We start from the raw sequence: 10,679 nt of genomic DNA, 5'->3' as shown, positions 1-10,679 counted from the left end.
TCTATCCTTTCTCTTCGCTGTGCTTATCTCAATGGTCAACTTTCTACTTGATGTATCTGCAAAAGTGAGATGCACCCAATGACTCTCTCTCTATTTAAGACTAATGCTGTAAATGTAGCTCGTCCAATTGGAGTCAAACCAACTATTGATAATCCATCCGCAGACCAAATAAAATGTTCGCCCCAACTATCTTGTCTGGGGTTAAACAACGGTACTTCTACGTCTGACTGAGCATCTATCGCTCTAGTTTTATCAGATTTCTTGCGGTTGCAGTGAAAGCAAGCTAGTGCCAAATTGTCAATATCGTTAGTCCCATTTTTAGTTAAGGGAATGATGTGTTCGATAGTAAACTCTACGTACTGCCATTGTTCGGAGGCATGACAATATTCGCACAGACAGTTTGCTCTCTGACGAACTTGATTTTGGATATTTTCAGGAATTTGACGGCGAGCGGACATTTCTACACAGTAGGCTGAATCTGCCCCAAGAAAATATTGCGGACAGTCCGATTGACAAAACTGAGGTAATCGTCGATTTCTTCGTAAAGATTGAGTTCTTGTTCTTCGTCAGGATTGAGGGGCAAACTTTGTTGTTTGTCCAACAGTTCTTGGATGCGATTTTTGACAGCGGTGGAGGCTCTAAAAATTGGTATGCCTTCCACTAATTCAATTCCGACAGCTCCTTCTATAGGTAGAGTATCGCGCAGGTTTTCCAGTTTTGGCAGGATGAGCATCGTTGTGGATTTTATGGGTTTCCATCTTGATTATATCTAGGTTTTTTTCAATCTTGCCTCACACTATCGGGTACGCCCACCGCCGAAATCCCCGATATCGCCTTTAAATTTTGACACCGAATCAACTCATTAAAATCCAAACTGCGCCCTTCAATTTGCGCCACAGCCTCGATCGCCCCAAGCAAATGTCCTGCCGCTTCCGCTTCGTTGTAACCACGCCTTCCCGCTACTCTAATCGCCCCTTCGTCAGCATCTAACTCTACTTGAGAACTGCGGTTGTCGCGCCAAATTCGAGTCATGGCCAGTCCCGTCAAACCGCCCGCGATCGCAGTGCCGATCGCATCTCCCTGCAACAATTCTACAACAGTCCCGACAATTCCCGCCAAAGCCGCACCTTGATAAATATCCGGTTTAAACCACTTAAAATTGCACAGAAAACTTACATTCCGCAATAGCAGTAAATCCCGCTGCGGCTTAGATAGCAGCCGCCACAAATCAAAATTAATATAAATCGGGCGAGATTGATTCCAAGGCAAAGGAAAATCGCAGTCAATTACCGTTGATTGTTGGGGCTTATTAATAATTTTACACGTCATGCGGCCGGAGGCTGGCATCACATCTAACAGGCGGCGAATTTCTGGATCTGGATTCATATTTTTTGGGAAGTGGTTATTGGTAATTAGATTTATTGCAGAAAATTTTGATTAATATGTCAACCGCAGATTCAAGGCAGATAAACTCAGATAAACGCAGATAATTTTTAGATTGTTTGGGAATGCTTGCAATTTGAGTCTAATCTGTAGGGACACGGCCTTGCCGTGTCCTTGTCCCGTAGCTCATTTAAGGACTTTTCTTAGAGTCAGATTTGGGACATTATTGAGCTTTCGGAGTTGCTTTTTCAGTCTTCGGCGAAGGCTTCGGACTGGAAATTGCTGGGGCAACTGATGGCTTTGAATTCGCGGCTGGGGATGGCAGTGGTTTGGGAGAATCAGGGGCTGTTAGCGGGGCAGCAGGGGCTGTTTTAGCGCCTAAAATGCTGGCGTCTCCAGTGTCGAAGGTGCCCGCGATGCAAGCGATCATCATTGTCGCTAAAGTGCCGACAAATAATGCTTTCCAACCGAGCTCGGAAATGTCTTTGCGGCGGGATGGAATTAGGGCGATCGTGCCGCCGACAAATATGCCGACGGAGGCTAAGTGGGCGAAGCCGGAAAGGGCGTAACTGACTATTAAAACTGTACGGTCGCTCACCAGTCCTTTGGCCGATGCTTCTGCTAAACTTTGATAGGGCGGAATGGCTGTTTCTAACAGCCTGCGACCGATGATTACTGATGCTTGCCAAGAGTCGTCAATGGAGACTCCTGTTAATAGCGTCAGGGGATAAAATAAAAATCCCATAATGTTGGCTAAGGTGACAACTTTGAACAAGCCACCAATTGGGCCGGGCAAAATGGCCAGCCAACCAAAGAATTGATTGATTAAGGAAACTAAGCCTAAAATTAAAATCAAAACAGCGGCAATAGCTACTGCCATTTTTACACCGTCCAATGCACCAATTATCGCTGCATCGAGAGGGCTGACTCGTTCGATCGGTTCTCCCCCAACAGTCTCTTGTGGCATCGCTTCGCCGTCCATTTCGGAAAGTTCTTCGCCCACAAACTCGCAGCCTTTAGGCTTCCGTTCTTCCTTGGGAATGCCGCCCATTGTCAGCGGCACGCCTGTTTCGGGGACTAAGATTTTGGAGAGAACAAAACAAGCGGGAATGGCGATAATTGAAGCTGAAACTAAGTGTCCTAAAATATTGGGAAAAACTGGCTTGAGAAAACTAACGTAAATTGCTAAAGTTGAAGAAGCTGCCGTCCCAAAACAGCAAGAGAGGATTGCACAAAGTTCCGAACGAGTCATTTTCGGCAAATAAGGCTTGACGACAATTGCCGCTTCAATTCCTACGAAGATATTAGCAGCGCCGCTGAGGGCTTCGGCGCCGCTCAACCGCATTGTCGTATAAAAGATTTTGGCAAAAAGTTCGGTGATAATTTGAATCACGCCAATGTTGTATAGCAAGGCCATGAGGCCAGAAAAAAATATGACGGTCGGTAAAGCTCGAAAGGCAAAAATATATCCTAAATTCACTGCCGGATCTTTACCCGGTATCGGTACAATATTGCTCCCGAATACAAATCTCGCTCCAGCGTCAGCAGCGGTGAATACTCCATCGAGTAGGCCAGTAAACCACTCTAGGGCGATGCGAGTTGGGGGGAACAGGAATACTAAAAATCCTAAGACTAATTGCAGTCCAATGCCCCAGATGATGACGCGCCAAGGTATATACTGAACTTTGCGATTTTCTGAAAAAACCCAGGCGATCGCACACAAGCCAAAAATGCCCAGAAACGAGATAAGATTGTAGATAGACATGAGCCTAGTCCTTGAAATAGTTGAGAATGCCGATCGACGGTTTGCACCACATCAGTTATACTATTCATCTGACGGCAAATACTAAAAAAAATAACGGGCCGATAAATTACGCACTCAACAGCGTACTTATGTCATTGCTTAGGTCATTCCGAACTCTGCGGATCTTTAGCAACCCTTGATTTGCCGTAATTACCAGCAGTTTAGATAGAAACTCTAACACATGGAAGCTTTTGCTCCACATCCTCCTGAATGGACTGCGACGGCGGTTCACGCTAATGAGTTTTGCTGCCCCAAGTGCGGCGCTAGCTGTACGGATGCCACTGAGGTCTGGATTAATCGCCGATCGCCAGTATATACCGAGTTCAACCGTCGCAAGTGGCAAGAATTTTACCGCTGCCAGTGCCATGGCGTGTGGTGGGCCTGGAGTAACGATAGGCCTCCTTCTGAATTTGTGCGTCGCGATCAGAGCTCGGAGGAGGGATCGAATGAGGGTCCGGATGACGGCCCTGATGATGATTTTTAGAACGGTGACAGAATTTTTGCTTTTCGCTTTTCGATTTTTTTATTTAAAATTAGGGTAAGGTGCGCGGCCCGGCGCACCCTACATTTAGATAAGTTAACGCCAGTTATCAACTAATTGAGCACGTCAAGTATTCCCTTGACTACGCCTTCCATGACTCTTTCAATTAAGCTCAATTCATTCTCGCCGATCGACTCATTTAAGAGCATTGACTGAATTCGCTGTCTGTCATTGCGAGTCAGTTCGCCTGACGAAAATATCTGCTCAACTATTTGTTCAGTTAGAAATGGGAAAGCTGGAGTTTGCATGGTTGATCTCTAAAAGCATCAGTATTTTGTTTTTAACTGTATTAGAGGAGCCAGTTATTGTGTGGGTTTTTACTTTCTCACCCCATCCGTGCTCCAATCATAGGAGTCTGGGGGGAGTTTGTCAATACACTTGTTACAGATCAATACAAAATTTGCCTTAAATTTCCGACATTCTGGCAACGGGTGGTTTTGGAGTGCGATCGACCCCCGGCTGTGGCGGTATTCGATAGACCTTTTTAAGTTTATTGGCACTTTGGCGGAACATTACAGCTCAAAAAAAATCAAAACGAGAAGAGATTAAAATTGGTAATGGAGAATTTGCTTTTCTGAATTCCCTCTTCCTTCCGGCTAATGACTAATGACTAAGAACTAATGACTAATGACTAATAGCTTCCTCCAATGACCTATTTTCGTTCTGCTCTAATTTTGACATTAGGTTTTGGGCTGCTACCGCTAGCAGTGCGATCGCAACCTGTCGTTCCCGCTACTGACGGCACGAATACTGTTGTTAAGTCCGAGCAAAATCGCACAGACATTAGCGGCGGACAACTGTCGGGAAACGGGGGAAATCTGTTTCACAGCTTCAGCCAATTTAATCTCAGCGAAGGTCAAATAGCTAATTTTCTAACTAATCCAACTATTCAAAATATTTTAGGGCGGATTTCCGGCGACAATGTTTCCGTAATTAACGGTCTGATTTCTGTAACCGGTGGCAACTCGAATTTATTCTTAATGAATCCGGCGGGAATTGTCTTCGGTCAAAATGCTAGATTAAACGTGCCGGGGTCGTTTTTGGCGACAACTGCTACAGGTATTGGTTTCGGCGATCGCTGGTTTAATTCTAGCGGAATTAATGATTACAAAGCTTTAGTGGGAAATCCCAATCAACTTAATTTTAATAACTTACAATTTGGTACAATTGTCAATGCGGGAAACTTAGCCGTGGGCACCGGACAAAGTTTAACTTTAGTCGGTGGCACAGTTATTAATACAGGCAAATTATCCGCTCCCAACGGTCAAATTACTGTGGCTGCTGTTCCGGGAAAAAATGCAGTCCGTATCAGTCAAATCGGCAATTTGTTGAGTTTAGAAATTACTCCGTCTTTGCATTCGGAAAAAGATGCGATCGCCCCGGTTTCTTTGCCTCAGTTGCTGACGGGCCCCGGCGTAGCGTCAGCCACAGGTTTAACGACTAACGAACAAGGTCAATTGGTACTGACTGGCGGCCAAACAGTGGGGATAAATGGGGGAAGTGCGATCGTCTCCGGTTCTGTAAATGTATTTGCTCCTTCTGGGAATGCTGGCGGCACAGTTAATATTTTAGGGGAAAAAGTCGGACTGTTCGGCGCAAATATCGATGCTTCCGGGACGAACGGCGGAGGTACTGTGCGGGTCGGAGGCGGTTTCCGGGGGATGGAACCTGTTCCGAACGCACTGGTAACTTATATTAGTCCTGATTCTACGATCGCAGCCAACGCGATCGACCGCGGTAATGCCGGCACTGCGGTAATTTGGTCAGACAATACAACTCGCTTCTTTGGCAAGATTAGTGCTCGCGGGGGCATCGCCGCAGGTAACGGCGGAAGAGTAGAAGTTTCCGGCAAAAATGCTTTAACTTTCCAAGGAAAGGTCGATACCCGCGCAACTAACGGTGCGATCGGCAATTTGTTGCTAGATCCGGCAAATATTACGATCGTCAGCGGTAACGGCGACAGCAGCGCGCCATCAACCGGTGGCGGACTCGAAGCGGCACCAGAACCCAATGAAACATCGATCTCAGAAGTGCAGTTGGAACAGATGGCGGCCGGCAGCAACGTGGTTCTAGAAACCCCAGGCTACATCAGCATCCAAGACTTGCCCGATAACAAACTTTCGCTGCAAGCGATCGCGGGAGACACCGTAACATTTAGATCGGGCGGAGTGTTTTTTGTCAATGACCCCAACGATTTAATCGAGACTCAAGGTGGCAACATCAACTTTTTCGCCAGCAGCATCTCTCTGGGCGGAGTCACTGCTAACGGCGGGAATATCGCTCTCACGGCTAACGGCATTGACTTTAGGGGCGGCAGCAATTCCGTCAGCAGTGCGGGGGGAACAATTCGCTTGCAACCCAACGATAACCGAGCGATTCGGATTGGTGGCACTGGCGATATTTTGGGCATTTTAGACTTGACGGCAAGGGATATCGGCGCTTTGGCGGGGGGTTTCGGCTCGATCGCGATCGGGCGCGAAAACGGTAGCAGCTCGTCGATCGCGATCGTCGCACCCATTACCTTCAACAGCCCGCTGACACTTCAAGGCAGCTCGATCAGGATCGACAATCCCCTGAGCACAACCGGCAGCGCTAGCTTGACTCTCGACGCGCCCAAAACCGATCTCAACGCCAACATTGCGACATCTGGCGGCGATCTGACTTTTACAGGAAACGCATCCCTCAATGCTGACGTGGCTTTGATCGCGGAAGTTACCGGCAACATTCTGTTCTCCGGTAGCCTAGACGGAGCTCGCGCCCTGAGACTAGACGCTCAGCGAGTGCTGTTCGGCGGTACAGTCGGTCAAGCTGCACCGCTGGCGAGTTTGTACGTCCACGCCGGCAGTACCGAGGTTTCGGGCAATATTGCGACATCTGGCGACATGACTTTCAACAGTAACGTCACAGTCGATCGCAGCGCCGCCCTAGCGGCCACTACCGGCAATATCGCTTTTGCCAATACCCTCGACAGCATCCCGGGCCGAGCTAATAATTTGACGCTGCGCGCTGGCGGCAACATTACTTTTGAGGGCCTAGTCGGTCAAACTCAGAGGTTGGGCCTGCTCTCGGCTGACGCTGCTAGCGTGACGGCTGCTTCCACAATTACAGCCCGCAGTTTGAGCGTTAACGCGCGAGATTCTGTTACCTTCGGGGGGGACAGTACGGCCGCTTTGGGAGCCGATATCAAGGCAGAAAATGTCCTCTTAGAGGGTAATTTAAGGACGGATGGCGGCAGCGTGAACCTGCAAGGAAGCGGCGAGGTTCGGACTGGTAATATTACCTCGAACGGTGGGAGGATTCGGGTTGAGGGAAATACTGTTTCAGCAGGTGCGATCGACTCTTCATCGGCAACGGGAACTGGAGGCGCGATCGCTCTCCAAAGCAATGCCGGCCGTTTAACTGCGGGAGCTTTGAACGCTTCCGGGGCGATCGGCGGAAATATTGCTGTCACCTCTTCATCGGGCATTTCGGCTCTCGATCTCAACTCCAGCAGCACTTCAAACGGCAACGGCGGGGGCGTTTCCCTGAGCGCGACTGATAACATTCAGTTGGGCTTTATCAACGCTCAAGGCGGCACTGGCGGTACTGGTGGTAGCGTTGATGTGACAACCCTCGGTTTGTTTCGCTCGAACAATGTTTTCAACGATATAGCGGGCAATTTTTCCAGTATTTCTACTGCCGGAGGTGCGGGGGCGGGGAGGATCGCAATTCGCCACGGAGGCGCTATCGATCGACCGTTTGTAGTTGGCGGCGCGATCGACAATGGAACCCTAGGAAGCATTAATGCTGGCGCGGGAAACGCCATTTTGCCCACTTTTTCTTTTGGACAAACTTACACCCAAGGAAGTTTACCAAATCAGATTTCCCTAATTACACCGGGCGCGCCCTCTACTCCTGCACCAATTCCCGAACCAATTCCCGCACCAATTGCTGCACCAATTCCCGAACCAATTCCCGCACCAATTGCGGTACCGCCTGTAGTGCCAGTAGTCCCCGTAAATCCCGATCCGGCGGTGTCACTTCCTGCATCTGTGCAAGTAGAATTGCGCTCGCAAAGTCGAGACAAAACTTCCCAAATTAACCCGGATATTTTCCTTCCTTCTCGCAGATTCGATTCGGTAGAGTCGGGAGTTTTAGCATTTGAGAAAACCTTTACTCGCGAATACGAAAAATATCTAGACTTGCCCGCAAGAAGACCGATTAGTAATATGTCGGTGATTTACGAAAATCTTCGCAAAAACGAAGAAATTACCGGAATTAAATCGGCAATTATTTATATGAATTGGGTCAGCAGAGCGGATGCAGGCGCCGCCAAACAAAATGATTCTGTAGTGGTGGCCAGTCAGGATTTATCTAATCTATTGCCTGTGAGAACCAACCTCGCATCCCATCCCCCTCATCCCTTACAACATAACTTGACCCAGAGGTTGCAGCCGGATGGCAAAGAAGTTTCCGATGTTCCTAACGGGGAGCATTTAGAATTAGTGTTAGTAACAGCTAACGCTGAACCGAGGCGCGTTTTAATTCCAGCGACAACACGCTGGCAGGTGTTACAACTAGCTGACGCATTTCAAAGCGAAATAACTAATCCCCGCAAAAGAAGCAGCATTAGTTATTTGGATACGGCGCAAAAACTTTATCGGTGGTTAGTTGCGCCAGTTGCCACAGAATTGGCAGCTTTAAAGATTGACAATTTAATTGTAATTCCGGCAGCAGGTTTGCGGAGCGTGCCGTTTGCGGCCCTTCACGACGGCAAAGGCTTTTTAGTTGAGAAATACAGCATTAGCGTGATGCCGAGTCTGAGTTTAACTGATATCGGCTACGACAATATTGCTGATGATGAAATTTTGGCGATGGGGGCGTCGGTATTTGAAGATAAAGCGCCATTACCGGCGGTGCCGGTGGAGTTAGAGTCGATCGCGCCGCCCGATCGCGGAAAATCATTTTTGAATCAAGATTTTACTCTCGGAAATTTGCAAGCTCAGCGGGCAAATCGGCCTTTTGGCATCATTCACTTAGCAACTCACAGCGAATTCCAGCCTGGGGAACCGAAAAATTCTTACATTCAGTTGTGGGATACTAAATTGCGTATCGATCAAATGCGGCAGTTGCGGTGGAATGAACCGCCGGTGAATCTGTTAGTTTTAAGCGCGTGCAGTACCGCTTTGGGCGACGAAGAGGCGGAGTTGGGGTTTGCGGGTTTGGCGGTAGCTAGCGGTGCTAAATCGGCTTTGGCGAGTTTGTGGGAAGTCAGCGATGAGGGGACTTTGGGGCTGATGACGGAGTTTTACCGCCAGTTGCGAACCCCCAGACGCGGTGGCAATTTGATGATTAAAGCGGAGGCTTTGCGGCGCGCGCAATTGGAGATGCTGCAGGGGCGCGTGCGGATTCAAGACGGGATGCTGCGAGTCGAAGGGCTTTCTACGAGTCTAACTTTGCCTCCGGAAATTGCGGCGCGGGGCGATCGAGTGCTTTTGCATCCTTATTATTGGGCAGCCTTTACAATGATTGGCAATCCTTGGTAATAGACCTCTTGCAAAAATCCTTTTTATCAATTGATCTGCCGGAGAGCCCGTCCTAATTATTTTTGCAAGAGGCCTAATGAAGATGTGGAATGAAGAAGGAAAAAGAGGCGATTTGTACTCGCTTTCATTACATGGTAATTCCCCTATTTATACTCTAATTATGCAGCGCCCACATCTCCTAGGAAGACTAACGGCGATCGCACTTCACTCTGTTTTGCCGGATTTTGCAGGAAACTGTGGAGCGATCGCACTCCTGACCGTAATGTTTAGCCGTCTTCTTGTTAAGAAATGTTAATATAAAATAACTTTTATTTTTAAACTTAAGTTTTTATTAAAGTTTCGGATATTATTTATGTATTAGAGGATACATCTACTTAATTAATTAACAATTTCTAAAAAAAATAATTGAGTATTAATACTGACAAGAGGCTGTAAGAATGATTAACTTACCGGGCTACGACATTATTAACCAAATCCATGAAAGTAATAATTCTTTAGTTTACCGAGGAGTGAGAAAGCAAAACAACCAACCGGTAATTCTCAAATTTCTCAAACAAGATTATCCGATGCCAGCTTCGTTAGTTAGATACAAGCAGGAATACGAAATCACACACAATCTTAACCTAGAAAGTGTGCCTAAAACCTACAGCTTAGAAAAATACCATAACAGTTTGGCTATCATTTTCGAGGATTGTGGTGGAGACTCATTAAAGCTCTTGTTGGCTTCTCAACAACTTACCTTAGAAGAGTTTTTATTAATAGGTATTAAAACAACCAGGGCTTTAGGTGAAATTCATCTACATAAAATCATTCATAAAGATATCAATCCCAGCAATATTATTATTAACTCAACCACAGGGCGAGTTCAAATTATAGATTTTGGCATTTCTACTGTTTTAAAGCGCGAAAATCCTACCCTGAAAAATCCTAATGTTTTAGAAGGCACTCTTAGCTATATATCGCCGGAACAAACAGGCAGAATGAACCGAGCAATAGACTACCGCACAGATTTTTACTCATTAGGAGTCACTTTTTACGAACTCCTAACGGGGCAATTGCCATGGGATTACAGCGATGCAATGGAATTAATCCACTGTCACATTGCTAAACAAGCAGTACCGCCCCATCAAATCAATCGAGAAATTCCTAAAGCTGTTTCTGATATTGTGATGAAGCTATTAGCGAAAACCGCTGAAGCCAGATATCAAAGCCCTTGGGGAATTATCGCTGACTTAGAAGAATGCCTAGAACAATTAAAAACTACGGGAGGAATTGCAGATTTTGCGATCGCCCAAAAAGATATTACAGATAAGTTTCAAATCCCTCAAAAACTCTACGGCAGAGAAAATGAAGTTGAAACATTATTAGCAGCCTTTGAGCGAGTCAGCAGAGGCAGCACCGAAATGATGCTAGTATCCGGTTACTC

Annotated in this window: 9 protein-coding genes; 4 read left to right on the top strand and 5 right to left on the bottom strand. The window is 47.0% G+C overall.

What is annotated here, in order from left to right; genetic code table 11:
• Window positions 1–35 precede the first annotated feature (35 nt).
• The 4 genes from QUA53_RS27795 to QUA53_RS27780 all read right to left on the bottom strand — a co-directional run bounded on the left by QUA53_RS27795 (window position 36) and on the right by QUA53_RS27780 (window position 3,148).
• Complete coding sequence (locus QUA53_RS27795; RefSeq protein WP_333100997.1) at window positions 36–458, bottom strand: HNH endonuclease; 423 nt, start codon at window positions 456–458, stop codon at window positions 36–38.
• A gap of 2 nt (window positions 459–460) precedes the next feature.
• The gene (locus QUA53_RS27790; protein ID WP_333100998.1) at window positions 461–733 is read right to left on the bottom strand and encodes a hypothetical protein; all 273 of its coding nucleotides are present in this window, start codon (window positions 731–733) and stop codon (window positions 461–463) included.
• A gap of 47 nt (window positions 734–780) precedes the next feature.
• The gene (locus QUA53_RS27785) at window positions 781–1,386 is read right to left on the bottom strand and encodes a DUF3318 domain-containing protein (protein WP_333066433.1); all 606 of its coding nucleotides are present in this window, start codon (window positions 1,384–1,386) and stop codon (window positions 781–783) included.
• Window positions 1,387–1,606: 220 nt separating this feature from the next.
• A complete protein-coding gene (locus QUA53_RS27780) occupies window positions 1,607–3,148 on the bottom strand; it encodes a nucleoside transporter C-terminal domain-containing protein (protein ID WP_333100999.1) in 1,542 nt (513 codons plus the stop codon).
• Window positions 3,149–3,368: 220 nt separating this feature from the next.
• On the opposite strand from QUA53_RS27780, the gene QUA53_RS27775 reads away from it, so the two are divergent.
• Window positions 3,369–3,671, top strand: coding sequence for a hypothetical protein (locus QUA53_RS27775; protein WP_333101000.1), 303 nt, complete (start codon window positions 3,369–3,371; stop codon window positions 3,669–3,671).
• A 110-nt stretch (window positions 3,672–3,781) separates the two neighbouring features.
• Here QUA53_RS27775 and QUA53_RS27770 read toward each other — a convergent pair whose 3' ends face one another.
• The gene (locus QUA53_RS27770; protein WP_333066438.1) at window positions 3,782–3,976 is read right to left on the bottom strand and encodes a hypothetical protein; all 195 of its coding nucleotides are present in this window, start codon (window positions 3,974–3,976) and stop codon (window positions 3,782–3,784) included.
• Between the two features lie 399 nt (window positions 3,977–4,375).
• Here QUA53_RS27770 and QUA53_RS27765 point away from each other — a divergent pair, with 399 nt between their 5' ends.
• The 3 genes from QUA53_RS27765 to QUA53_RS27755 all read left to right on the top strand — a co-directional run.
• Entirely contained in the window at window positions 4,376–9,253 is a 4,878-nt protein-coding gene (locus QUA53_RS27765; protein WP_333101001.1) for a CHAT domain-containing protein, read from the top strand.
• A gap of 76 nt (window positions 9,254–9,329) precedes the next feature.
• Window positions 9,330–9,548 carry a hypothetical protein gene (locus QUA53_RS27760; RefSeq protein WP_333101002.1) on the top strand — a complete coding sequence of 73 codons (219 nt, stop codon included), beginning with the start codon at window positions 9,330–9,332 and terminating at the stop codon, window positions 9,546–9,548.
• Between the two features lie 142 nt (window positions 9,549–9,690).
• Window positions 9,691–10,679 (top strand): protein kinase domain-containing protein (locus tag QUA53_RS27755; protein ID WP_333101003.1); only part of this gene is annotated, 989 nt, incomplete at its 3' end.

The organism is Microcoleus sp. Pol12B3 (assembly GCF_036701355.1).
Classification (GTDB): domain Bacteria; phylum Cyanobacteriota; class Cyanobacteriia; order Cyanobacteriales; family Microcoleaceae; genus Microcoleus.
Note: the sequence above shows the minus strand (reverse complement) of the source record. Positions and strands in the feature narration are given on the sequence as shown.